At 63.6% G+C, this 22,264-nt stretch carries 23 protein-coding genes, 1 tRNA gene and 2 pseudogenes; 10 read left to right on the top strand and 16 right to left on the bottom strand.

Annotated features, from left to right (window positions below; translation table 11 throughout):
• The first annotated feature begins 119 nt into the window (after window positions 1-119).
• The 3 genes from F6X53_RS29495 (at window position 120) to F6X53_RS29485 (ending at window position 4,766) form a co-directional block, all read left to right on the top strand.
• Window positions 120-1,562: a tetratricopeptide repeat protein gene (locus F6X53_RS29495; RefSeq protein WP_151005080.1), complete on the top strand. Its 1,443-nt coding sequence runs from the start codon at window positions 120-122 to the stop codon at window positions 1,560-1,562.
• 53 nt (window positions 1,563-1,615) lie between these two features.
• On the top strand, window positions 1,616-3,706 hold the full coding sequence (locus F6X53_RS29490; protein WP_151005078.1) for a HEAT repeat domain-containing protein: 2,091 nt from the start codon (window positions 1,616-1,618) through the stop codon (window positions 3,704-3,706).
• Window positions 3,707-4,424: 718 nt separating this feature from the next.
• Window positions 4,425-4,766: a hypothetical protein gene (locus F6X53_RS29485; RefSeq protein WP_151005076.1), complete on the top strand. Its 342-nt coding sequence runs from the start codon at window positions 4,425-4,427 to the stop codon at window positions 4,764-4,766.
• Between the two features lie 35 nt (window positions 4,767-4,801).
• Here F6X53_RS29485 and F6X53_RS29480 read toward each other — a convergent pair whose 3' ends face one another.
• The 6 genes from F6X53_RS29480 to F6X53_RS29455 all read right to left on the bottom strand — a co-directional run bounded on the left by F6X53_RS29480 (window position 4,802) and on the right by F6X53_RS29455 (window position 9,216).
• Window positions 4,802-5,896 (bottom strand): two pore domain potassium channel family protein, encoded by a 1,095-nt coding sequence (locus F6X53_RS29480; RefSeq protein WP_151005074.1) that lies wholly within the window; start codon window positions 5,894-5,896, stop codon window positions 4,802-4,804.
• A 15-nt stretch (window positions 5,897-5,911) separates the two neighbouring features.
• Window positions 5,912-6,523, bottom strand: a complete 612-nt coding sequence (locus F6X53_RS29475; RefSeq protein WP_151005072.1) for a cyclase dehydrase — start codon at window positions 6,521-6,523, stop codon at window positions 5,912-5,914.
• A 71-nt stretch (window positions 6,524-6,594) separates the two neighbouring features.
• Complete coding sequence (locus tag F6X53_RS29470) at window positions 6,595-7,767, bottom strand: zinc-dependent alcohol dehydrogenase (RefSeq protein WP_151005070.1); 1,173 nt, start codon at window positions 7,765-7,767, stop codon at window positions 6,595-6,597.
• 315 nt (window positions 7,768-8,082) lie between these two features.
• Window positions 8,083-8,547 carry a Ros/MucR family transcriptional regulator gene (locus F6X53_RS29465; RefSeq protein ID WP_151005068.1) on the bottom strand — a complete coding sequence of 155 codons (465 nt, stop codon included), beginning with the start codon at window positions 8,545-8,547 and terminating at the stop codon, window positions 8,083-8,085.
• A 64-nt stretch (window positions 8,548-8,611) separates the two neighbouring features.
• A complete protein-coding gene (locus F6X53_RS29460; RefSeq protein WP_151005066.1) occupies window positions 8,612-8,965 on the bottom strand; it encodes a hypothetical protein in 354 nt (117 codons plus the stop codon).
• A 14-nt stretch (window positions 8,966-8,979) separates the two neighbouring features.
• On the bottom strand, window positions 8,980-9,216 hold the full coding sequence (locus F6X53_RS29455) for a DUF6894 family protein (RefSeq protein WP_151005064.1): 237 nt from the start codon (window positions 9,214-9,216) through the stop codon (window positions 8,980-8,982).
• Window positions 9,217-9,348: 132 nt separating this feature from the next.
• Between F6X53_RS29455 and F6X53_RS29450 the strand changes: the two genes are divergently transcribed.
• Window positions 9,349-10,314 (top strand): AraC-like ligand-binding domain-containing protein, encoded by a 966-nt coding sequence (locus F6X53_RS29450; RefSeq protein ID WP_151005062.1) that lies wholly within the window; start codon window positions 9,349-9,351, stop codon window positions 10,312-10,314.
• Between the two features lie 304 nt (window positions 10,315-10,618).
• Here F6X53_RS29450 and F6X53_RS29445 read toward each other — a convergent pair.
• Window positions 10,619-10,945 (bottom strand): annotated as a pseudogene (locus tag F6X53_RS29445) (transposase); the annotation flags it as partial.
• Between F6X53_RS29445 and F6X53_RS29440 the strand changes: the two are divergent.
• Window positions 10,934-11,167 (top strand): annotated as a pseudogene (locus F6X53_RS29440) (IS3 family transposase); the annotation flags it as partial. The pseudogenes F6X53_RS29445 and F6X53_RS29440 sit on opposite strands and share 12 nt — an antisense overlap.
• Window positions 11,168-11,238: 71 nt before the next feature.
• The gene (locus F6X53_RS29435; RefSeq protein WP_151005060.1) at window positions 11,239-11,808 is read left to right on the top strand and encodes a PAS domain-containing protein; all 570 of its coding nucleotides are present in this window, start codon (window positions 11,239-11,241) and stop codon (window positions 11,806-11,808) included.
• A 160-nt stretch (window positions 11,809-11,968) separates the two neighbouring features.
• Here the strand turns inward: F6X53_RS29435 and F6X53_RS29430 are convergent, their stop codons facing one another.
• Window positions 11,969-12,232, bottom strand: coding sequence for a hypothetical protein (locus tag F6X53_RS29430; RefSeq protein WP_151005058.1), 264 nt, complete (start codon window positions 12,230-12,232; stop codon window positions 11,969-11,971).
• Window positions 12,233-12,571: 339 nt separating this feature from the next.
• The gene (locus tag F6X53_RS29425) at window positions 12,572-12,976 is read right to left on the bottom strand and encodes a DUF983 domain-containing protein (protein ID WP_151005056.1); all 405 of its coding nucleotides are present in this window, start codon (window positions 12,974-12,976) and stop codon (window positions 12,572-12,574) included.
• A gap of 193 nt (window positions 12,977-13,169) precedes the next feature.
• Here F6X53_RS29425 and F6X53_RS29420 point away from each other — a divergent pair, with 193 nt between their 5' ends.
• Window positions 13,170-14,561 (top strand): aminotransferase-like domain-containing protein, encoded by a 1,392-nt coding sequence (locus tag F6X53_RS29420; protein WP_151005054.1) that lies wholly within the window; start codon window positions 13,170-13,172, stop codon window positions 14,559-14,561.
• Between the two features lie 211 nt (window positions 14,562-14,772).
• Window positions 14,773-15,300, top strand: coding sequence for a c-type cytochrome (locus F6X53_RS29415; RefSeq protein WP_191971051.1), 528 nt, complete (start codon window positions 14,773-14,775; stop codon window positions 15,298-15,300).
• 925 nt (window positions 15,301-16,225) lie between these two features.
• Here the strand turns inward: F6X53_RS29415 and F6X53_RS29410 are convergent.
• The 5 genes from F6X53_RS29410 to F6X53_RS29390 all read right to left on the bottom strand — a co-directional run bounded on the left by F6X53_RS29410 (window position 16,226) and on the right by F6X53_RS29390 (window position 20,619).
• Window positions 16,226-16,732, bottom strand: a complete 507-nt coding sequence (locus tag F6X53_RS29410) for a hypothetical protein (RefSeq protein WP_151005052.1) — start codon at window positions 16,730-16,732, stop codon at window positions 16,226-16,228.
• Between the two features lie 1,025 nt (window positions 16,733-17,757).
• Window positions 17,758-18,009 (bottom strand): helix-turn-helix domain-containing protein, encoded by a 252-nt coding sequence (locus F6X53_RS29405; protein WP_151005050.1) that lies wholly within the window; start codon window positions 18,007-18,009, stop codon window positions 17,758-17,760.
• A gap of 366 nt (window positions 18,010-18,375) precedes the next feature.
• Complete coding sequence (locus F6X53_RS29400; RefSeq protein ID WP_191971050.1) at window positions 18,376-19,158, bottom strand: hypothetical protein; 783 nt, start codon at window positions 19,156-19,158, stop codon at window positions 18,376-18,378.
• Between the two features lie 338 nt (window positions 19,159-19,496).
• A tRNA-Arg gene (locus F6X53_RS29395) sits at window positions 19,497-19,573 on the bottom strand.
• Between the two features lie 308 nt (window positions 19,574-19,881).
• Window positions 19,882-20,619: a DUF7986 domain-containing protein gene (locus tag F6X53_RS29390; RefSeq protein WP_151005046.1), complete on the bottom strand. Its 738-nt coding sequence runs from the start codon at window positions 20,617-20,619 to the stop codon at window positions 19,882-19,884.
• Window positions 20,620-20,653: 34 nt separating this feature from the next.
• On the opposite strand from F6X53_RS29390, the gene F6X53_RS29385 reads away from it, so the two are divergent.
• Both F6X53_RS29385 and F6X53_RS33795 read left to right on the top strand, forming a co-directional pair.
• Window positions 20,654-20,980, top strand: coding sequence for a hypothetical protein (locus F6X53_RS29385; RefSeq protein WP_151005044.1), 327 nt, complete (start codon window positions 20,654-20,656; stop codon window positions 20,978-20,980).
• 54 nt (window positions 20,981-21,034) lie between these two features.
• On the top strand, window positions 21,035-21,169 hold the full coding sequence (locus tag F6X53_RS33795) for a hypothetical protein (RefSeq protein ID WP_280526081.1): 135 nt from the start codon (window positions 21,035-21,037) through the stop codon (window positions 21,167-21,169).
• A gap of 80 nt (window positions 21,170-21,249) precedes the next feature.
• On the opposite strand, the gene F6X53_RS29380 is transcribed toward F6X53_RS33795, so the two are convergent.
• Complete coding sequence (locus tag F6X53_RS29380) at window positions 21,250-21,882, bottom strand: DsbA family oxidoreductase (RefSeq protein WP_151005042.1); 633 nt, start codon at window positions 21,880-21,882, stop codon at window positions 21,250-21,252.
• Window positions 21,883-21,961: 79 nt separating this feature from the next.
• Complete coding sequence (locus F6X53_RS29375; protein ID WP_151005040.1) at window positions 21,962-22,174, bottom strand: DUF6494 family protein; 213 nt, start codon at window positions 22,172-22,174, stop codon at window positions 21,962-21,964.
• Window positions 22,175-22,264: the final 90 nt, after the last annotated feature.

Raw genomic sequence — 22,264 nt, 5'->3', positions numbered from 1 at the left:
TTCACCAGCCTCGCTGCCAGCCTCATCACACTCAACCAGATCAAACGGTTCTGTTAGGCGCTCTTAATCGTCGGCCTGTAGGAAGCTGCTTCTGTACGCTCGCCCTGATCTGAACCCCGATGATCCTCACCGAAATCAAACCTGTCCTCGTCAGCCTCGTGCTCCTGACTTCCGGTACCTTATCTGCGTTGTCACAGACGCAACTTGAGCTATGTGGCGAGAATGCGAAACTATACGCAGCGGATAGGCGCGTGGATGCGAGCACAGCGCTCATCGAATCCGGTCGATGGAGCGGCGCTGGTCTCACATCATTTTTCCATAACCGCGGCCTCGCATGGCAGGCCAAAGGCAATTTCGACCGCGCTCTGGCCGACTACGATAGGGCCATCCAGTCCGGCCCAAACAATGCAATCGTCTACAACAACCGCGGCAATGCCTGGGCGGACAAGGGCAACCTCGACCGCGCGTTGGCCGACTACGACAAGGCCATCCAGATCGACCCGAACTACGCAAATGCGTACAGCGACCGCGGCAACACCTGGAAGGCCAAGGGCAACATCGACCGCGCCCTGGCTGACTTCGACAAGGCCATCCAGCTCAACCCGGACTTTGCACTCGCGTACAGCAATCGCGGCATCGCCTGGGCGGACAAGGGCAACCTCGACCGCGCAATGGTCGACTATGATAAGGCCATCCAGCTTAACCCGAACTTTGCACTCGCGTACAACAATCGCGGCCTGGCCTGGGCGGACAAGAAAAATCTCGATCGCGCTCTGGTCGACTATGATAAGGCCATCCAGATCGACCCGAACTATGCACTCGCGTACAACAATCGCGGCGCGGCCTGGGCGGACAAGAAAAACCTCGATCGCGCCCTGGCCGACTACGACAAGGCCATCCAGCTTAACCCGAACGATGCGGGCACGTACCGCAGGCGCGGCATCGCTTGGCAGATGAAGGGCAGCCCTGACCACGCCCTGGCCGACTACGACAAGGCCATCCAGCTTAACCCGAATGAAGCTCCCGCGTACTACGTTCGCGGCCTGGCCTGGGCGGACAAGGGCAACCTCGACCGCGCCATAGCCGACTATGACAAGGCCATCCAGATCAACCCAAACCTTGCCCTCGCATACTACAAGCGAGGGTTCGCCTGGGAAGCAAAGGGCAACCTCGACCGCACTCTGGCCGACTACGACAAGGCCATCCAGCTCAACCCGAACAATGCGGACGCGTACAACAGCCGCTGCTGGTCGCGAGCGACGGCTGGCCGAGATCTCCCGCAGGCACTGAACGACTGCAACGCCTCACTGCGGATCCGCCCGCAGGACGCGGACACCCTGGACAGCCGCGGCTTGGTCCAGTTGAAGCTTGGCGGGTACGACAAGGCGATCGCCGACTACACCGCCGTGCTGACGACGAAGGCCACTGCCGGCGCCTTCTACGGGCGCGGGATCGCCAAGCGGCGCAGCGGGGACAAGGCAGGCGGAGACGCCGACGTGGCGCGTGCGAAGGCCATCCAGGCCGACATCGCACAGGTCTACTCAGGTCGCGGAGTGCAGTAGGTCGTGACTGTCATGCGCCGTCACCATCGCAAGGCTGATGAGCAGGCGTTCGGATGACCCGCCCATTCCCAGATCACCTCGACACTAAGGCTGGGACCTACCTCCTGTGGACGTTCCTGCCAATCCTACCCCCCGGTGATCCGCGCTGGGACAGATGTAGTTTTGTCGGCGGCAGCTCGACGGCTGACGCGCGCGGCTATGGCGCTGGCTGGGAAATCAGGGGCCGGCGGCTCTATCTGACCCGCTTCGGCGGATCGGTGCGGCCGGATGATCCGTACCACCAGTACCGAAAATCCCTTGACGGCGCGCCCGGCGGCAAGATCCAAGTCGGCATGCCCGACGTGCACGAAGTGGACGAACCCGTCTTCGCGTCCTGGGTCACGGCCGACCTGAACGGCGCCTCCAGAGAGCGCCTCGATGGCTCGTACATAGATGGCCCGCCGCGCGTGTTCCACCTGTTCAGGGTCGAACGTGGTCGGATCGTCGCGGATGTGACGATGAGCAATCGGCACTACTGGGACGAGACGGAGGTCGGTCACACGCAGGCGCTGCTGGACGCGGAGGTGGCGGAGCGCGGCAGCACGTCGACCGCCCAAGTCGAGCCTGCGCGTGTGCGAGGTCTGGCAGACGCGCTGGCTCGCCAGTACGGAGCAGCCGACGATCTGCGGCCACTTGCCCGTCTGCTGTGGCAGGCGGGAAGCTCGAACCTGGACGATCTGATCGCTGGCTTCACTGCCAACCGGGATCCTGACGTGCGCAGGTGGGTCGCCTACGCGCTGGGTAGGATCGGCGCGGAGGCCGCGCCTGCGGTGCCCATGCTGACCGAGGCCCTGCAGGTGACCGAGCACAACGGTGTCCTGAGAGCGGTAGCTTATGCACTGGCGAGCATCGGGGTGCCGGCAGCCGCCACACTCCCGGTCATGATCGCGGTGATGGAGGCGCGGTTCGGGTCCGATGGGAACAGGCAGATCCGCCTGCTTATCGACCAGCTCGGCGCGGCCGGCGAGGGCTCGATCGGCGTACTGATCACCGGCCTACTCATGGCGCAGTGCGGCAGCACGCCGTACCACATCGCGGATGTGCTCGGCCGGATGGGACCGGTAGCCGTGCCGCCTCTGATCAAAGCTTATAAGGCGACCGAGACCGAGGCACAGCGCGCCTATCTCGCCCGCGCGTTTGGCCGTGTCGGTCGCGATGCCGGCCCCGCCCTGCATCTGCTCCTCGATGGGCTGGAACACCTTCAGCAAGACTGGGCGCGCGAGGTCTTCGCCGAGGCGCTCGCCGCGATCGGTCTGCGCTCGTCAGTGTCGCTGGCGCCGCTTCGCACAGCCTTCCGAGCCGCGCGGAACCGGCAAGCACTGAGCCGGATCGCAGGGGCCATGGCGAGCCTCGGCAGCGACGCGGTGGGTACCCTCATCGAGGAGTTCGAAGCCGCGGACGGCGCCAACGGTACGATCGTGCGGACGGAACTCGCCAAAACCCTGGGCGCCTTCGGTCCGGCTGCTGCGTCGGCGGTCGAATGTCTGGCTACAGCAGCGGGGAACGCCAGCGACGGTGCGCTGGTCCAGGAGGCGGCTGAAGCCTTGCGGAAGATCGGCGCCCCTGATGCCTTGCTCGCCACCATCCAGACCGCCGCCCTGAAGCACGAGCGCGGGAGCTACAGCACGATCGACATCCTCAAGAAGATGCGTCCTGGCGTCGTGCCCACGGCGGAAGCGATCCGGGACCTCGTGGCGTTGCTCGTCGTGCATGGAATGGATCCGTCGGGTCGGCACATCGCGGGGCTCCTCGGCGCGATGGGGGCGCCCGCCGTCGAGCCGCTTCTGTCAGCGCTCGCTCAGGCCGAGGAGCCGCGGACACGCCGCGTCATCGTCAACGCGCTGGGTCAGATCGGTCCACCGGCAGCTGCCGCTCTGGATGCCGCGGTCCAGGAACTGGCGGCCGCACAGGATGACAGCACGCGCCTACAACTCGTAGACGACGTACGACGGCTCGGGAAGCCGGGTCCGGAGCACCTAGAGACGCTGATCGAGGTGATGCGCCGCTCGGCTTTTGTGCCTGTCTGGTGGCGACTCGGGCTCGTCCTGGTGACATCGGTGAGTCGGCAGTGGGGCCACTCACGGAGTTGCTTGAGCAGACCCTAGACCCCGATCGAAAGCGGGCCGTGGGGAACGCACTTGGGCAGATCGGCCCGTAGCTGCGGCGGCAGCCTGGGCCAGCGCGGCACCGGGCACCGCAAGAGCGCCTTGACGCTAGGTACTCACGCGGCCGATTTTTGGTGCAACCGGTTGCAGATCTCTCCGAGGGTCTGCTTGCGACCCAAAGCAGGCCCTCGAAAGGTCCGCATCCGGGCATTCTGATGAGCGGGACGAGCGACCGATGGTGGCCGCAAGCTGCCGGCCTGCTTCCCGCATCCGAAGCGGAGAAGCGGACGTTCGTTCTGGCCCAGGCGGATCCTCAAAGTGACCCTTTCCGGACCTTCACGGCGCAAGAGAGGAGCGTCCGGGGACGAGCGTCCTAAGACACTTCGTTTCCCGAAAGTTTTCAGACACGTGCGGCCCACCTCACGCTCGACACGCGCACCCCACCTGTCGGATTTCCTGTCGGTTTGCGGACAACCCTGCGATAACTCATGGATCCCACGAGACGCGTCCGCAGAGATGGCGTCCGTGCAGAGCGTGTCCGCTAGCGCTGCTGTCACTACTGCGGACGGGTTTTCTGGTCTCTAGCCGACGTCCGATGTGTCATACTCCTGCGGACAGAAGGGCCTTGGGTCTCTGCGAAGTGCAGGCGGTCGCCCGCCCCCCCTGACGCAAGCAAGGGAGCATCAAACCGACGTAAAGGCTCCTCCGGGAGGCCAATATGCGCCACGTCTCAGCTCTTGTTCTGCTTTTTGTGGCCTTGAGCCCTGCCACTGCTGACGACGGGTTGGCCGGGAAAGAGATGCTGACAAGCCCGCATGGCCAACCCCTCTGTGACGATGAGGCTACGCTGCGTGAGTATCTCTCGGCTATGCTCAAAAAAGATCAGGAAGCGATGGAGCAGATTGATGGTTGCGCCATGCTCAGACCGGGATTGAGGGTGGCCGTGCTGGAGGACGTAGCCAGCAGCGGCAAGCTCGCACATGTTGTGAGGATTCGCGCGTTTGGTCACGACAGCTCAGTCGTCGGCTACACGCTCAGCTTCGGGTTGCAGCCAAGATAGAGGCTGAGGTCCTAGCCGTGGAGGGACACAGCATATCATCGGCGTTTGTCCCCGCCGGGTTCCAATTCGTCGATGTGGTAGGCCATCGTGGGTGCCAGTCGCGCGATGTGCGGCTGCCATTGTGCCCTCAGCGCGAGATAAGTCTCTGCCCCTGCCTCATTGGCCATCGTCTCGACGCCAGCTGCCGAGAGCCGTCTGACAGTCGCTGCGAAGCGGGTGCGCCATGCCTCCTCGGCGCTGGTCACGTCGGCTGGGGCGGGCAGGTCTCCGGGTAAAAACGTCGTTTCGAGCGTGACGATGAGCAGCATGGCAACACGCCAGATTGCATCGACGGCGGCGGCCTCCTTCAGCCATACCGCCTGACGATCTGCAATCCCGCTGCGGATCAGCGACACCGCGTCGAGGGCGATGAATGCCTGTGCCGAGACCGAATAGAAGGGCTGCCGGAAGCGAAAGTAGAACAACACGGGATAGAAGTGGTGCGCCTCCTTCATCTCGGCCATCGCCCCTGCGACGTCGGCCAAGTGGGTGTAGCCTGAACTGAACTGCCCCTGCGGCCCGAGCCGCGCCAGCAGTTCGGCCGCATCCGCAGTTTCTCCCGTCAACAGATGCAGCTTCAGTCCAAGTGCGTTGCGCTGCCGAAGCGCGCTGTAGACCTGCATGACGTAGGTTAGGACCAGCGACGTCGCCGACATCCCGACGAGCGAGTTCACGAGATAGACGACGCGGTAAGCGTCCGTGACAGGCTTGAAGTCGCTGGCCCCCACGATCGCCATGCTGCTGCCGCCCGCATAGAGGGCAGTCATGAAGTCGGCCGGAGTCTCGCCGCTACTCGCCCGAACGGCCGTCCCGAGCGCGGGGTGGATGACGAGGCCGGCTCCCAGCGTCAGTCCCAACGCCCAGAGTAGGACGTAGATGATGAGGATCACCGGGCCGCAGAAGGAGAGCACCGCGCCTCGCTTCTGCCCGAACGTATCGTCGGCACGGCGGAAGATAGCCCAGGTGAGATGGGCGACCCGGTCTGCGATAAGGCCCGTGCCGATGCGCGCGTAGAGGACCGTCAGGAAGATGTCGGTGAGGACGAGACCCATGACCAGCACGCCCGACGCCCGTTCGAGAACAGGCAGCATTAGGCAGCCCTCCTTTCAGCCTCGGGCGTTGGTCAGCGTCCAGGGACGCATCGCCTCCGGGCCGATGATGTCGGGCGGCGGCTTGAAGTCCCGCGCCGCACCCCGCATCGCCTTGGCGGGGCGGCGGAAGCCGCTTCGGCGGCGGTAATCTTGTCGGACTTTCTCGGATGGAACGAGGGGCGCCTCCGCGAGGTTCTGCGCGCAAATCACGTCTAGGGCTGTAACGCCGGCTAAAGCCAGAAGGGCGATCAGCACGTTGTCCTTGCGCGGATTGTGGCCCTCAAGGCCGGGCAGGACCGTGGCGATGTCGAGCGCGTCCCCCGCAACGCGTGCTGAGATCCAGGGTGTCGGATCGCGCGAGCCCAAGATCCCGGCACCCTGTAAGAGTTCGCGCACGCCGTAGGCTTGGATGATCGGGGCTGCGCGCGGCATTCCGAGCCAGCGAGCAATGGCACCGCCACACGCAACCTCTGTCAGACCAAGGCCAATCGAGAACCAGCCTAGGCCGTGAGCAAGTTCCCGAGTTGCGGGATCCGGTCTCCGGCGTGGGTCCGAGGTGAGATAACTCGGCAGAGAATAGGGCACAGGAGTGCGGCCCTGGTCGCGTTGAGACATGGCATCGGACATGCTGACTTCCTCGGTGCCGCAATGGGGGAGGAGTGGCAAGCCCGCCGCAGCGCGACGAGCTGCGGAGCCGCTCAGGGCCGGAGCACGACCTTGATGCAGTTGTCCTTCTTGTCGCGGAAGGTCTTGTACATCTCGGGCCCTTGTTCGAGCCCGACCCGGTGGGTGATCACGAAGGAGGGATCGATCTGCCCGTCGTCGATGCGCTTGACGAGGTCATCCGTCCACCGGTTCACGTGGGTCTGCCCTGTGCGAACGGTCAGCCCCTTGTTCATCAAGGCTCCTATCGGCATTTTGTCGACGAGCCCACCGTAAACGCCCGGGATCGAGAGGATGCCAGCCGGACGGCAGACATAGATCATCTCGCGCAGCACTGCGGCGCGGTCGCTCTCCAGCATCACCGCCTGCTTCAGTCGGTCGTAAGCGTGTTCAAGCGCCCGCGGCGAATGCGCCTCCATGCCGACGGCATCGATGCACTTCTCCGGACCCTTGCCGTCGGTCAGCTCATTGAGGCGTTCGATCACGCTCTCCTGCGTGTTGTCGAGGGGGATGGCCCCACCCGCGCGTGCCATTTCAAGGCGCTCGGGCACGCTGTCGATGCAGATTACCTGCTTGGCCCCGAGGAGGAGCGCAGAGCGCAGTGCCATCTGGCCGACAGGACCGGCGCCCCAGACCACGACCGTATCGGTCGGCTGGATATCGGCCTGCACCGCAGCCTGCCAGCCGGTGGGGAAGATGTCACCGAGGAACAGCACCTGCTCGTCGCTCAGGTTCTCCGGCACCTTGATGTGGGTCTTGTCGGCAAACGGCACGCGCACGTACTCGGCTTGTCCGCCCTGGTAGCCGCCAGTGAGATGGGTGTACCCGAACAGGCCCGCGGTGGTGTGCCCGAAGGCCTTGTCGGCGATATGCTTGTTGCGGTTCGAGCGTTCGCAGACGGAGAAGTAGCCGCGCTTGCACTGGTCGCACTCGCCACAGATGATCGTGAAAGGCACGACGATGCGCTCACCTTTCCGGAGAGCACCGTTGACGCCTTTGCCCATCTCAACGACTTCGCCCATGAACTCGTGTCCCATCACGTCGCCCTTTTCCATACCTGGCATGACGTGATCGTAGAGGTGCAGGTCCGAGCCACAGATCGCACAGGTAGTCACCTTGATGATTGCGTCGCGGTCATCCTCGATCTTGGGGTCCGGAACTGTATCGCAGCGGATATCCTGAGTGCCGTGCCAGACAAGTGCTCGCATAGGATTTCTCCGCAATATGCCGAAATTATTACGAAGCATTGGGGAAAATGTGCCTACTCCGAAATCTTATCCTCGCCAACAACATATGATTAACTCTTGATTACTTTATGGCCTAAGTGTCACCTTGGCTGTTACTAATAATTACAAAATATTTGTAAACGCTTTCTGACAGATTATTAAGCAAATTTGGCGGCTATGGTTGGAAGATAACACATGATGCCGCATCGCTTGAGCAGAGCGCCGCAATGTCACTCCACCACTTGCTCTCCACGGAAGTTCGCCCCACCGATTGGCACAGCTGCCGGATCTCCTCAATCAGGCTGTCCTGCGTCGGGTGAGCGTCTTCGGAGCTTCAATTTGCTGCCTGCCGATCTGACCAAGACGGCTCGATTTCGCAAGCGCAGAGCGCTGGGCGGCGTAGTTGGCAGCCACCATCGGATAATCCTTCGGCAGGCCATAGCGCTCACGATAGCCGTAAGGATTGAGCCCGTGACCTGCCAGATGCCGCTTGAGCGTCTTGTAGGGCTTGCCGTCGATGAAGCTCACGAGATAGTCGGGCGTGATTGACTTGCGGATCTGCGCAGGCGTCGCCTTCTCGTCGATTTCGATGATCGCATTTTCTGACGCCCTATTCACGATTCCAGACACGGCTGTGTGAACGCGGTCGATAAGGTTCGGAAGCTCAGACAGGGGAATCCGATTGTTCGAGACATAGGCCGATACAATTTCGCTAGTTAGTTCTATCGAGCTGGAGGGGGGTTGTGCGCTCGTTTGCTGCATAGCTTTACCTCAAGCGGGTTCAAAAGATTTATCTTTGGATTTTGAGAGGAGTTTTCTGAAGTATTCAGTCCTGATGCAACCAATGGCGCTTGCTTCCTGGCTTGCACTGGTTTTTTGGCACCCAGTCACAACTCTTTCGGATTGTTTCATTAGAGAGGCCGATTGAGCAGTGTCGGCCTGCTTCGTAGCCGCATCCCGCCTGATCTTCTAAGCAAAGAGTATAAGTGAGCATCTTGTCCCCGCTCACGTGAATCGCTTCGATTATTCTGCAGACATGCTCCCCATCTCTTGCGTTTGAAACAGAAGCACGTGCAAGTTGGTTAAGATTGACGCCTATTGTCCAGGAAATCGCTGAAACAACAAAAATATATGTTCGAAATTTTGTTTTCATGATATGAAACGTGACAAAAATATTCATCTTAAGAAAATCTATTATCTGAACGCTTCCTCGATTACTGCGAGAAGAGTCGCAGTCAAGATGCGATCGCCGCTTTCGTCCCTCACATCCACTCTGATTTGAATCGCTCCCGTGTGCGATCGCTCTCGCGCGACCATTTCGCTGAGCGCGCGCTGCACTTCGGCGCGAGCGCGGCTTAGGTCGGTGAGAACCAGCCCCACATCGTCCTGCAGCGCGTGACCGTCATGTGTGTCGAAGAAGTATCGTGGCATTCAATTTTCCCGCCCAGATCTGGCGGAGCCAGGTGCCTTCAGCCTATTGGGGGGCGATATGAACCATGACGGTGAGGCCTTGGATCGGCTGGTTCGGCACTCATCGTCGGCTATTTGAACCGGCGGGGCCAGATGAAGACCGTTTTCTCGACAGAGCACGTCCACCCTCGTGATCGGTTCGATTTTTGGTACAGCGTCGCCCGAAAGGGTGTCGTCGATCACGCTTCCAAACCGAGCTGCCGGAATACGTTCCGGGCTCAGCTTCGCTCAGGTTCGGTCGGCAGCATTGATCTTGTCTTGTTTCAGAATTCGGAGATGTCGGTTACCCACGAACGACGCCATATCGCGCAGGCGAATACCGACGAGCTGTTTATCTGTCGACAATTCCGAGGGCACATCAATCTCGGACAAGACGGCCGTCAGGTCGTACTGATGCCGGGTGATATCACTCTGATCGACCCGCGCTTGCCCTACCAAGCACAGTTCTCAGAAGCTTCTGAAGTGCTCGTGTTGAAGGTTCCTCGGCAAGTCATGGAAGCGCGCCTCGGACAGATGCGGGAGATGACGGCGCTATCGGTCGCACCATGCACCGCCGAGAACAGCCTACTATCGGCTAGCCTTGCGATGCTGCCGCTCCACACAGACGGATTAGGCCCGACCGCTGTAGCGCTCCTTGAGCCGCACCTGCTTGATCTGATCACCCTCGCTCTTGGTAGGACGAAAGGAGAGGAGGCGTCGTACACATCGTCTGCCCGCTCACTTGTCCGCGTGAGACTGCGGGCCGCGGTCGAGGCGCGTCTGGCTGACCGAACTCTTGATGCCAGCACGGTTGCGCGAGCAGCCGGTGTCAGCGTGCGACATGCCAATGCCGTGCTAGCGGAAGAGAGGACGTCGATTATGAGACTCATTCAGGAAAGGCGCTTAGCGCGGTGCCGGCAGGCGCTGGAGGACCCGTTGCAGATGGGCCGGACGGTGAGCGAGATCGCCTATGGCTGGGGGTTTTCCGATATGACCCACTTTGGCCGTCGGTTCAGGTCCGCCTATGGCGTATTGCCCAGTGAGCATCGTCGTCGCGCAAGGGCACAGCTGTGTGCGTGAAGCCTCCGCTTGCCAGCCTACCTTCCAGAGTAAGCTCACAGCCGAGCGCGGCGCATTGGCCAAGGGCAAGGAGCCTGAGGACACATACGTGACAGCGATCCTGGCGGCTCAGGTCGCTGCGGAGGAGGCGCATTGGGAGCTGGAGCGATCGATCAGCTCAAGGGCAACGGCTTGAGCCACGCATGTGGCCGTGTATGTCGTTGATCCAGTCTCGACATGGCTCAGAGGCGGACTCAGAAGTTTATGTTGGTTAGCAGTACCTTGCGAGCCGTCGTGACATTATCCTGATGCAGTCAATGAGAGCTCAGGCGGTGGAGCTCGCGGTGGTCTTTTCCCAATCCTTGGCGAGACGCCGGCAGCTGCCAAGCCAGGCGAAGGTTTGTTCAACCATCCACCTGCGCGGGAGAACCTCGAAGCCTTGGGGCGTGTCGGGTCGCTTGATGGTGTTAAGAGTCCAGCCGCCTTGGCCGTGAAGCGCCGCGCGCAGCTTCTCGCCCGCATAGCCACCATCGGCGAAGATGTGGCGCAGCCAGGGAAAGCGGTGACGGATGGCTTTCAGCAGAGCTGGCGCTCCGTTGCGATCCTGCACGTCCGCCCCGTGAACGAGAACGAAGAGCATGAGCGCGAACGAGCCTGGCGCTACCGCCACAGGCGACTGCCAATTAGTGAGCCGAACGAGGTTTGGGCAATGGACTTCATGTCCGATCGCTTTTTCGATGTGCGTCCGTTCCGGATCCTGACCGTTGTCGATTGCTATATGCGAGAAGCGCTCTCGCTCACACCGAGAGCCAAGTTTCGCCCCTGCCAGGTGACTGAGGCCCTGGACGCCTTGGTCAGGCTGCGGGGTCGGCCCACTAGACCCTCTGTTGCGAAACAGGATAGTGATCCTACCAAGTTGCGGCCGATCTACCGCGAGCGCTCGTGTTGAAGGTGGACGAGATGATATGGGCAACTGACAGTGATGGGCTGCAAACCTATGTCAGCCCAGAGTGGTGTGCCTTTACAGGTCAGCAACCAAATGAGGTGCTTGGTTTGGGGTGGCTTGATGCGGTGCACCCGGAGGATACTGATTACATCAGGATGTTCTTTCTCGATGCGACAGCGTCGAAGGAAGAGTTCACCATGCGCTATCGCCTACGACACACGAGTGGCCGGTACATCTGGGTGGTCGATGGTGCGGTGCCGTCCTTCGGCCCCCCCCAACACACATTCCTCGGCTACCTCGGTTCTGTTTCCGAACTCGCGCCGAGTGCCTCCGATGCTCTAACAGCCTTCGGTAGCAGGGGAGCGTTTCGGCCGCCTATCCCCCGCCAGGATGAGCCTGCACGCTCACCGTTTGATCTGATCACCGATCATATCCTGATGGCGCATGCCTTGGCTGCTGAGACGAGCGACGCTGAGATCCGGCGCGTTCTGGACATAGCATTGCGCGTGTTGGGCAAACGGCTGAAGAGGGCTGATCAGGAGCCCTACGGGTTCGAGGGTTTCCACTGAGCACGTTACCCGAATTGATCACGCGGCTGGCTCTATAACTCAGCCCAGCGACGCGTGCGGGGCGGCTCCATAACGCCCAATCTCAGAACGGCGCTGCTCACGTCGGGCTGCCGGTCATAGCTGTCCCGCTCAACCCTTCCGAAGCTTGCGCGGCCGACACCTATTGAAACTGGCGTACGATCTCGCGGTGTCTGCGCTCCAGGTGCAGTTCAATCAGTTCGAACAAGCCGCCGCGATTGCGAGCGCGATGCTCCGGCAATGCGAGTTCGTGGAGCAGGGCGTCCATCGCAGCCAGACGCACTTGGATGCCTTGGAACTGGGTTAGGTAGGCATCTACCGCTCGCTCAGCCTCGATGATGGTGCCGGGCTTGTAAGAAGCTGCCAATGCGAGGAGTGAGAGCACGGTGTCGTCGAGCAGAGTCATACGGCTAGTAGCGCTGTGTGCTCCTCAACGGTTCCTATACGTGAATATCGCCCTCCCGCTGCGGTGCACGGCCTGCGGCGGCAAGCGGAACCCGGATAGGGGTCGTGGATGCCTTGGGTCCAAGGCGAAAGCCGCCGCGCGGATACGCAGGGCCGAGAGGGCGTCCTCGATCGCCCGCGGCTCGGTCTCGGCCGCGGCAATGCCCTTTCCGCACCTAGCCTGTGTCTCGACGAGCGCAGCCTGCCCGGACCGGTGCTGCTCGCCCTCCGCAATGAGGCCGTTCAGGGCGTCGAGCCAGTCCTCCTCGGTGCTGCCATAGTGCGCCCCTCAGTAGCGGGGTCAGTCCCTGGGTGCGGGACGGACACCAGGCGCCTTCGGGACCGCGAAGCGGCCCTCCTCGGCCTTGTGGATGTACTGGCTAGCGATGAAAAGCCCCTTCATCGGACGGATGATTGGCACGCAGGCCAGCAGCAGCAGTGGCAGCGTCACGACCACATGGATCCAGAGCGGCGGGTCATAGGCGAGCTCCAGCCAGATGCCGAAGGCGGTGACCGGGAAGGCCATCGTCATCATGATGAAGAAGGCAGGCCCGTCGGCCGGGTCGGCGAAGCCGTAGTCGAGGCCGCACGCCTCGCAACGCGGCTTGAGAGTGATGAACCCGTCGAACAGGCGCCCCTCGCCGCAGCGCGGGCAGCGGCACCGCAGTCCCACCGACATGAGGGATTGATCGGTCGTCCTTTGCATCGTCCACGTTCCTGAACCGCTCGCCGTACCCGGCGGCATGGAGGTACGCCTTGCGCACCGCGAATGTATGGTTTAGATATCCATACATTCGCGGGTGAAGTAAATTCTGTCGAAGGCGGTTTGCCGACAAGGCCGCGCCGCGCCTTGCCTGCATGATTGATGTATGCATACATCAATGCGAGAACAGGGGTCAATGATGGAATCCTGGAGCCCGACAATCACCGGCGACGTAGGGCCGAAGTACCTTGCCATCGTCAAGGTGCTGGCCGACGACATCCGTGCCGGACGACTTCCGCCGGGCGTGCGCCTGCCGCCACAGCGCGCCCTGGCCAAGCACCTCAACGTCGATCTCACCACTGTCACGCGCGCCTTCAACGAGGCGCGCAGGACGGGCTTGATTGACGCCACGGCCGGCAGGGGCAGCTTCGTTCGCGGGCCGGCGCCGGCAGTCGCCGAGATGCGCAAGCCGGCCCTGTCCGGAAGCGCCGACTTCAGCATGAACATGCCGCCTCAGCCGGTCGCGGCGCGTCTGGCCGAGCGTATGGAGGCGGGTTTGTCGCGACTTGCCGGTTCGCCAGGCTTCCTCGACCGGATGCAGTATCAGGACAGCGCCGGAAACATGGCCGACCGGACCGCGGCGGCTCACTGGCTCGGCCAGCGGCTCGGGCTGCTTCCGACGCAGCGCGTCCTCGTGGCGGGCGGCGCCCAGGTGGTGCTTGCCGCCGTGCTCGCCGCCATCCTCCAGCCGGGCGATGCGCTCTGCGTCCCGGTCTTGACCTATCCTGGTCTGCGTATGGCCGCCGAGCGCCGCGGCGTTCGGCTCGTTCCAGTCGCCTGCGACGGCGACGGGCTCGATCCGGAGGCGTTCCTTGAGAGCTGCAAGGCCGGGCGGCCGCGGGCCCTGTACCTGGTGCCGACGCTCGACAATCCCACGACGGCGACGCTGCCGAGGATGCGTCGTGAGCGCATCGCCGAGGTCGCCCGCTCGAACGGTGTCGCGATCATCGAGGACGACGCCTACGGCGCGCTCCCGCCTGACGCTCCGGCTCCTATCGCTTCTCTTGCCGGGGACATCACCTGGCACATCGCGACATTATCCAAGTGCGTCAGCCCAGGCCTGCGCATCGCCTACGTCGCGGTCCCGGGCACCAACGAGGCAGTGCGGTTGGCTGCCGAGTTGCGTGCCATCAACATGATGGCCTCGCCGCTCACGGCCGCGCTCGCCTCGCAGTGGATCGCGGAAGGCGAGCTCGACGCGGTCGTCGCGGCCATTCGGCAGGAGAACGGCCGCCGGCAGGCGGTCGCGCGCGAAGCCTTGCAAGGTCTCGACATCCGCGCGCATTCCTGCGGGCACCACCTCTGGCTCCGGCTTCCGGAGCCCTGGCGTCGCGGCGAGTTCGGGGCGCACGCGCGTCAGCTCGGGCTGTCGGTCATTCTGAGCGATGCCTTCGCTGTCGGACCCGCGCCGGAGGCCATCCGCGTTTCCTTGGGTGCGGCTCCCGACGTCGAGACCCTACGGTACGGGCTGAGCCTGCTCGACACTCTCCTGGCCCATCCTCCCGGCGCGATCTCCACGGTCGTCTGACATGGCTCACTTGGCGAGCGCATCCGGCAACCGGGAACATCCGGCCAGATCTCGACGCCAGTTCGCCTTGCTGCCACGAACATGGGTTCCGCCGACCCTGACCGCTGGTTTACGGTCTGGGCGGTGACCCCGCTCGAAGGCGACGCGTCGAAGCCTCACCACCGGGCCGCACCTACAATCTCCGCCCGCCATCGCCATGGTGCACGCGTACATGTCCGAACCGGGACCGAGGCTCGTTCGTCACCACCCGCTTGGCTGGTGGCTTTCGCTGCTGACGCTCGCCATGCTTCTGGCGGGCTGCTCGGATGATGACCAGGAGCGGCGGCGTTCCTTGGGTGAGGACCCGAGCTTCGACGACTTCATGGAGGTCGCCGATGCCGAACGGGGCGCCCGCTTGTTCGGCCAGTGCGCCGCCTGTCACACGATCAGGATGGGGGCCGGCGACCGGAATGGCCCGGGTCTCCACGACGTGCTTGGCAGGCCTGTCGCCAGCAACAGCAAGCGCTTCAGCTACACCGGGGCGCTCCTGTCCATAGGCGGCGTTTGGACGCCGGACAGGATGGACGCCTGGCTGACCGCCCCGGCGAAGATGGCGCCAGGCACGAGCATGGGGTTCCGCGGGGTTCCGGACCCGCTCGACCGGGCGGACATCATTGCATACCTGCGGACGCAGTCCGCCGATGGAGGCGGAGCCAGTGCGCTTCCATCGCGGCCAAGAGGCGGGGCGTTCAAAGGCTGAAGGTCCGGGGGGGAGCGGATGGGCTCCCCGGCTTCTGAAGGCACCGTCACCGGTGAGCGCTGAGTGCCAGACATCTTCCAGAGGGCACCCCCCCGCGCTTTATGGGCCACCCCAGGATGGTGTGGCCACCGGCCCAAGTTTTCCCTTCCAACGGCAGCTCTCGGAACACGAGTGGCCCTTCCGGCGGCTTTGACCGAAAGCCCGGAAGTGGCGCGGCAGAGAACCATAAGCTGAGCTGCTGCAACGTCCGCTTCGGAGAAGCCACGGGAGCCGGCTGAGCGGCCGAGATGGGTGCAAAGCTGAAGGTCTGCTTTCGGGCGATGACTCAATGACGGCTCACCACCCCAAGCGGTCCTTGAGCGACTGCGGCGCAAAAGTCCGCTCGGGGTCAGGTGTTCGCGTTCACTGTCAGCAGCTGCGATCACTGACGCGGTGAGCGCCAGGGCAAAACGGTCGTCTAGCTACAGAATGTAGGGCCGAGCTTTTTCCCGACTTAGGGAAAGAGCCACGCTCCCTATGAGCACTCGAGCCTCCACCGCTAGCCAGGCGGGACGGAGATCGCCGGGTCACCCGCCGAAGGGCATCGGCAACAAGCAGCTCACCTGACGGTGGGCTGCAGGATGGAGGGAACGGGTCGCCCCAGACCTCCAGAACGACCTCAATGTCTGCGGATCGAGCAAAGGGGTCCGTTCGCGCTGGCCGTCCACGGTGACGGAAAGCGGTGTGTAAAGGCCGACAGCCCAGCCCCGGCCTGCCTGTCACAAGGTTGCATCATCGATCCGCCGGTCGACCGACGGCGTGGCTCCGAGATCCACCCCCTTCGGTATGACGTGAGGCTTTGCCGCTCACCGGCAAAGCCTTGCCTCCAGCAAGCCGGCCTTCCTCAAACGTCCACCAAGATCCAGGGCAGGACAGACGACAGGAGTCACGGCACTAAACCGAGACCGGAGCAGACTGCGAACCCTGAGGCGCAGCGTACCGGACCAGCCAGTAAAGAACCGACAGCGCACCGAGAATCCGCGCCATCGCCCAGGATGGGTTCCCGGAGCAGCATACATGGCCGCCGACCCGGCAGCCCGCCGCCCGCCTCGGCCAATAGGCCAATCCATGCTTCGTCCCAGACCAGCCCGCGCTCGGCGAGCACCTCCCGCAGGAACGCTTCGGACTCCGGCTGCGAGAGCGCGCGCACGCGGTAGTCGAAGCAGCGCGACTGCCCGGCCAACCGCACGCCGGCTCGGTCGCGCGCGAGCAGCACGAAGCTTACTGCTCCGATGTCCTCCATCGGCTTGAGCAGCTTGTCGAACGCCGCCGGCGGGTAGCAATCGGCGTTTCGGATCACGAACACGTGCCGCGGCGACAGAAGGGACGCCGATTGCACGAGCTTCACGGTTTGATCGGTGACGCTCTCGATGTCGCGGTGCGCGCCGTCCACCTCGATGCATCCGCGATGCTTCAGCGTCAAAGTACCGGCAGGCGTCGCATCGATAGCACGCGACGCCGTCGGGCGTCGGCGCCTCGCACAGGAACGCCCGCGCGTAGGCGCGCGCCAGCGTCCGCTTGCCTACTCCGTCAGGGCCGTGGAGCAGGAGGTCGGCGCCGGCCGTCCGATCGCGTGCGTGCCGGCGTAACCCCATCACCGCGTGCCTCCTGCCGATCGACCTGTCGAAGGCCCTAGCAAGCGAGGCGGAAGAAGGTGACGGGACCGGACGACTTGTCTCCGTCCTGCTCGGTCGCTCGGCCTGGCGCACCCCGGCGTCGAGCCGGCCGCAGGCCGCGGCGGTCTGCGCGCGCAGGCCCCCGATCCAATCGGCCCGGAGCCAGGTGCGGGCGAGCGAGGCCTTGAGCTCGCGCACCAGCCCGTTCCGGGCTGTCGCCAGCCGGTCGGTCCCGTCGTCCTGCCCGTTCGCGCCACAGCGTCGCAACGCGCGGGCGACGGCTGCCCACCGGCCAGCCAGCGGATCGCCGGTTTCTGCCAGATCCGCGCGGGCGAGGAAGTCGCGCCCAAGACCTGCGAGGGTCAACACGAGGAGGTCCGGGCCGCGCCGGTAACCGTCAGCCTCTTCGAGAACGCCGCGGCCGACGCCGTCCTCCCACGCCAGCACCAGCGCCGCCCACAGCAGCGCTCCCTCCTCGAGCCTGTCCGGCGACACGCGGGAACGGGGACCTGCACGCCGAGGACGCGGTGTGCTTTCACTTCGTTCATCATCTGACCCATGCCCTGAGAGCCGACGCGCACGACGGCGTGCGGCCGATACATCGTCGGAGGTGATCGGAACGGGCTTCAGCCGGCCCGAGCGACGCCGTTCGCGGCCAGCTCGAGGATCAGGCGCGCGGGCCAGACGGTGTTGCCGGGGCCGAGTTTGACCGGCTGCAGATTGCGGTTGGCAGCCATGCACCCCGCCCGCCAAATCGACGTCGAGATCGGCAGTGGCAGCGGGTTACATGCGGTCATAGGCATCACCGCTGAGGCTCAGAGGTGCTGCAGCGGCTGCAGGCCTGCACCCACGCAAACAGGTCGGCGTGGGCGTAGACAATGCGCCGCCCGAGGCTTGCGTAGCGGGGGCCGGTCCCCTGGACGCGGTGGCGCTCGAGCGACCGCTCAGATATCCGGAGGAGCCGTGCAGCCTCGGCCTGCGTGTACAGAGCGAGATCAGGTCCGTTCGGGACAGCCTGCGCAGCGTTCACAAGGTTTGGTCGTTGGTTACTCATCGGTCGCTCCGACCGAGGTGGCGGTTCTGGGCCCCTCGTGACGGCAGATGGCCGGAGGTGGTGGGGAGATGCTACGGTTTGGGGGAGCTGACCGGAGGCCTAAATCAGGGGCTTGCATCCAAAATAGCTCAAGTATCCTCGCGACTTAATGGTAACTTGCCGGACATGGATCCGGTCGGGCTGAACCTCACTGAAATCGGTCGCGCCGGGGATCGACTGCCAGTATGGCCCGGGCACAGCGGAAAGATATTCGCTTTGCTCCGCAGGAATTGATGCTGCGGCCGCCACTAGATCAATCAGCGACGGTGCCCAGTCCAACGGCCGCATTACGTTGGGTGAACACCGTCCCGGGACCGCGCTGGCGGATCAGTCGTCAATGATCGCCAAGCCGGCCTCGAAGTCCGCGTCGCTCACGCGCCTCTGCGCCATCCGCTTCCGCCTGTCACCGACGGCCTTGCGTAGCTCCGCGGGGATAGCCCCACCAGCGCGCTCTTTCTCGCTCAAGACGACGTGCGCGAGTTCGGAGACGAACGACGGGCAGTTATCCTTGTTGATGTAGCTCTTGCCAGCACGGTCCTCTGCCGGCCACTTGTCCTGCAACTCCCATGGCCAATTCTGCCGGAACCACTCGATGGCGTCCGATTTCTGTAACGGCAACCCCTCGCTCATTGCTTCCTTGTGTTCGCAGAACTTGAGAAGCAGCCGGACGGAAGCCGGGATCTCGTACGATGGCCAGCGATCGGCATACTTCGAGAAGCCCGCCCAGTTGTTCAGGTCAACGAGAGCGATGCCCCTCGCCGTGAACGTTTCGTGAGCTAACTCCAAGGGATCCTCGTGCCGCAGGCCAGACTTGTGAAGCCTGTCGACGTTCGCATGCGGCCGGCTTGGTTCGGTCAGATGCGGCCGCCATGCATCGACGGGGACGGGGACGATATCGCCCTGCTGCGTGCTGATGAACACCACGAGCGTCCCTGCCCCTAATGCGTCCGTGACGACCATGGTCACGTGCGCCCGTTCAGCGACCCGCTCCCGGGCTTCGAAGGCGACAACGCGCTCCTCGTAGAACCGTGCAAGCACCGTCTGTGCCAGCGCGAAGCCGGGCGGCACGGCCCCCGATGTACCTGTATACTCGGTCTTGCCTTCCATCATTCCCCCCGAAAAGACCGTGATTGGCCGCTTGGTGTAGTCACGAGCGACCGGACATTAGAGTTCGGGCCAACGGCCGGCGAGGCGCAACCGCCACAAACATGTGGCCTGAGCGGATGCGATCCACACTCCGATGGGTGCGCGCACCAGAAGGCTCGCAGTGCATCAGGATGAGATGGATCAGGACACCCGCCGGTTCGTTCCAGCCGCAGTTGACAGCCGGACCTCCGCTGAAGAGGCCGCCGCAACGAGACGCCAGCGGTACGCAGAAGTACTGTAGCCGGGCTGTAGCCCTAAAGGATCAGCTAGGCGACGCTAAGGCGCTAAGTCATTGAGATAATTGGCGCACCCGACACGATTCGAACGTGTGACCTTTGCCTTCGGAGGGCAACGCTCTATCCAGCTGAGCTACGGGTGCTGACCGTGGCGATTCACTAGCCTATGCGTGCAACGGGTGCAACGGGGCGGCGGAAGAGTTTGGGCTCAAAGGGATCCTTGCGCGGCCCTCCTCAGGCAAAGGTCACACATTCGAATCGTGTCAGGTGTGCGCAGGGCGGATGGTGACGGGGAGCGGAGGAGCGGGATCTGAGCCGCGGATGTGGACGATGTGTAGGCGGAGGGGCCGCGCGAGCGCCGGCATTGTGCCGCAGCGGTGCCGTCAGGCAAGGCCGGCCGCGAGGCCATGGGTCCTTTTCATCGGCCGCTGATAGCTCGGCTGAAAACTGATCAAGAACGGCGAGGCGGTCGCTTTCCTGGTGTCTGGGCTGGCAACTGAGTGAGAAGCTCGGTCATCATTGCGTCGAGCATGCCCTGCGCGAGACCCGATTCGATGGCGTCTGAGACAGCTGATCGGGCGATGTCATCCCCATAGAGTGCCGCTGCCAGAGAGTGTCGAACCGGCAGTGGTTCTCCACGTGCAGCTGCCGATGTGCAGAACGCCACCGCCTCGGCATCGGGTTGCACGACGATGCCAAAGCCCGCGTGGAACGGATCGGCGTCGAACACGCGCATGGCGATCACGAGTCCCTCCGACGCGGATATCTCTAGGCTCTCGTCCAGTAGCCAGAGACGCCGTTTCGGCGTGAGCATGTCCTCAAGCCAAACGCCGGCGATCTCGTGCCGGCCGGCGACGTGGAAGATGGAGAAGAAGGCAGTCCCGAGCCGTCGGGCGACGTCTTGGCTGGCAGCGTCGAGCGCGTCGATGCGCTTGTCGAGGAAGCCGTCGAACGCGCGGCGCCCGCGCTGGTTTGGTTCGAACAGGGCCACGTCGAACAGCATGGCCGAGGTTTCCTCATCCTCGAGTTGCTCGCGATCGGTGAGGTCAAGGTGCTTGGCGGCTCGGTCGAGGTCCGGCTTCCTGCAATGCTTGACGGCCGCGGCAAGCACAGTTTGGATCGAGGTGCGGATTGGGCGGTAGCGAGCGAGGATGGCTTTACGAGTTGGCAGTATGGTCTCCTCGGTCACAATCTGCCTCCAAGTCCGATGATGAGGGGCTACCATGGATGGCATCAAAGACAAGCTGCGCGGCAAGTGGCGAATCACCGAAGCCAGCACATGGGACAACGACTATCTCGATCTGGTCGAGCCCGCCTTCATTGCCTTCGACCAGCTGGATATCGGCAGCGAGTTCCGGTTCGGGGTAGTCGTCGCCTCCCTGGACTGCGCCTACAGCCAGACCGATGTCGAATTCAACTTCCATGGCTCCGACGAAGGGACGGAGGTCTGGGGCGACGGCTGGGCTGAGTTGGATGGCCCGGAGGTGATCTACGGCGAGATCGCGTTCCATAACGGCGACGAGACGACATTCAAGGCGCGGCGCTGGTAGCGCCTCGCTCGCCCGTCGAGTCGCGGTCGCCGTCACCTTACCAGCCATGGCGTCATGGAACCGGCCCTGCTCTATGAGAGCCCCTTCACGGACATCGCGCCTCAGGGACCGGAGCAGGTCTTCGATGACGCCCGGACGACACGGCTGTTCGAGGTGATCGCGAAGATCAACCGGAGCGCAGTGGCATAACAGGCTCCCGCCGTAGGAGGTGGGGCGGTGCAGCTATGGGTGTTTCGGATCCCCAGCGTTTAGCCTGGTCGGCGCTCCATCTACGCGTTCTGCCGCTCCCGAATCAGCGCGACCCATTGCTCAGAAGGTTGAGCACCGGAGACGGCCCACTGCTGATCGACAATGAAGAACGGCACACCGCTGATCTGCATCTCGGCCGCCTGCGCCTCGGCGCTCACGATGAGCGCGCGCAGCTCGTCGCTCGCCAGGGCTGCCAGTGCCTGCGACCGATCAAGGCCTATCTGAGTGGTCAGATCCAGGAGCACCTCCTCATCGCCAACATCGCGCCCCTCCTCGAAGTAGGCGCGGAAAAGTGCCTCCACGAGTGCGCCTCCCCTGCCCTGCTGCCGGGCGGCTGCGATCAGCATGTACGCCTTCCGCGTGTTGGGCGTGCGCAGCATGCGATCGAACGCGAAGCTGATGCCCTCCTCGCGCCCGAGCTCGGTCATCTGCCTGTCGAGCTCTGCGCTGCGCTCGGCTCCGAATTTCCGGGCGCGGTAGACGGAGCGCTCAACGCCCTCGGCCGGCATATCGGGGTTGAGCTCAAAGGGCAGCCACTCGACCGTGGTGCTCTCACGCAGCCCGAGTTGATCAAGAGCGCGCTCGAGCCGGCGCTTGCCGAGGTCGCACCAGGGACAGATCACGTCCGAGAACACAGAGATCGTCAGGGACATGATCTGCTCCTTCTGGCGGGCGTGGCACCGCGCTCGCTCTCTCGCCGAGACACCAGACGCTTTGGGCGAGCCGATGGCGTCAGCTTGCGTTTTCCGCGCCGTCACCCAGGGAGATCGTCCGCTCGATAACGTGCTCCAGCGGCGCGTTCTCGGCCGTGAGGGTCATGCGCAGCTTCAGCGTGTTGCCCTGCACGACGCCGTCGCGAGCCACGCGCTCGATCTCGCGCTGGGAGGTGACGCCGACCTCCTTCAGGAACTTGCGCAGCTCGATGTTGAAGCGGTCCTCGTCCATAGCGTTTCCTCCATGCCTGATGCAGTGGAGTGGCCCCCAATTTGACCGGACACCGGGCGCAACCGTGAGGGCCTAGGTGGACGCCTAGGC

Origin of the sequence: Methylobacterium soli, assembly GCF_008806385.1 — a bacterium.
Lineage (GTDB): Bacteria > Pseudomonadota > Alphaproteobacteria > Rhizobiales > Beijerinckiaceae > Methylobacterium > Methylobacterium soli.
Note: the sequence above shows the minus strand (reverse complement) of the source record. Positions and strands in the feature narration are given on the sequence as shown.

Coding starts and splice junctions, on each gene's coding strand:
- F6X53_RS29495 (WP_151005080.1), top strand. CDS start 120: ATGATCCTCACCGAAATCAAACCTGTCCTCGTCAGCCTCGTGCTCCTG.
- F6X53_RS29490 (WP_151005078.1), top strand. CDS start 1,616: ATGACCCGCCCATTCCCAGATCACCTCGACACTAAGGCTGGGACCTAC.
- F6X53_RS29485 (WP_151005076.1), top strand. CDS start 4,425: ATGCGCCACGTCTCAGCTCTTGTTCTGCTTTTTGTGGCCTTGAGCCCT.
- F6X53_RS29480 (WP_151005074.1), bottom strand. CDS start 5,896: ATGCTGCCTGTTCTCGAACGGGCGTCGGGCGTGCTGGTCATGGGTCTC.
- F6X53_RS29475 (WP_151005072.1), bottom strand. CDS start 6,523: ATGTCCGATGCCATGTCTCAACGCGACCAGGGCCGCACTCCTGTGCCC.
- F6X53_RS29470 (WP_151005070.1), bottom strand. CDS start 7,767: ATGCGAGCACTTGTCTGGCACGGCACTCAGGATATCCGCTGCGATACA.
- F6X53_RS29465 (WP_151005068.1), bottom strand. CDS start 8,547: ATGCAGCAAACGAGCGCACAACCCCCCTCCAGCTCGATAGAACTAACT.
- F6X53_RS29460 (WP_151005066.1), bottom strand. CDS start 8,965: ATGAATATTTTTGTCACGTTTCATATCATGAAAACAAAATTTCGAACA.
- F6X53_RS29455 (WP_151005064.1), bottom strand. CDS start 9,216: ATGCCACGATACTTCTTCGACACACATGACGGTCACGCGCTGCAGGAC.
- F6X53_RS29450 (WP_151005062.1), top strand. CDS start 9,349: ATGAAGACCGTTTTCTCGACAGAGCACGTCCACCCTCGTGATCGGTTC.
- F6X53_RS29430 (WP_151005058.1), bottom strand. CDS start 12,232: ATGACTCTGCTCGACGACACCGTGCTCTCACTCCTCGCATTGGCAGCT.
- F6X53_RS29425 (WP_151005056.1), bottom strand. CDS start 12,976: ATGCAAAGGACGACCGATCAATCCCTCATGTCGGTGGGACTGCGGTGC.
- F6X53_RS29420 (WP_151005054.1), top strand. CDS start 13,170: ATGATGGAATCCTGGAGCCCGACAATCACCGGCGACGTAGGGCCGAAG.
- F6X53_RS29415 (WP_191971051.1), top strand. CDS start 14,773: ATGTCCGAACCGGGACCGAGGCTCGTTCGTCACCACCCGCTTGGCTGG.
- F6X53_RS29405 (WP_151005050.1), bottom strand. CDS start 18,009: ATGAGTAACCAACGACCAAACCTTGTGAACGCTGCGCAGGCTGTCCCG.
- F6X53_RS29400 (WP_191971050.1), bottom strand. CDS start 19,158: ATGATGGAAGGCAAGACCGAGTATACAGGTACATCGGGGGCCGTGCCG.
- F6X53_RS29385 (WP_151005044.1), top strand. CDS start 20,654: ATGGATGGCATCAAAGACAAGCTGCGCGGCAAGTGGCGAATCACCGAA.
- F6X53_RS33795 (WP_280526081.1), top strand. CDS start 21,035: ATGGAACCGGCCCTGCTCTATGAGAGCCCCTTCACGGACATCGCGCCT.
- F6X53_RS29380 (WP_151005042.1), bottom strand. CDS start 21,882: ATGTCCCTGACGATCTCTGTGTTCTCGGACGTGATCTGTCCCTGGTGC.
- F6X53_RS29375 (WP_151005040.1), bottom strand. CDS start 22,174: ATGGACGAGGACCGCTTCAACATCGAGCTGCGCAAGTTCCTGAAGGAG.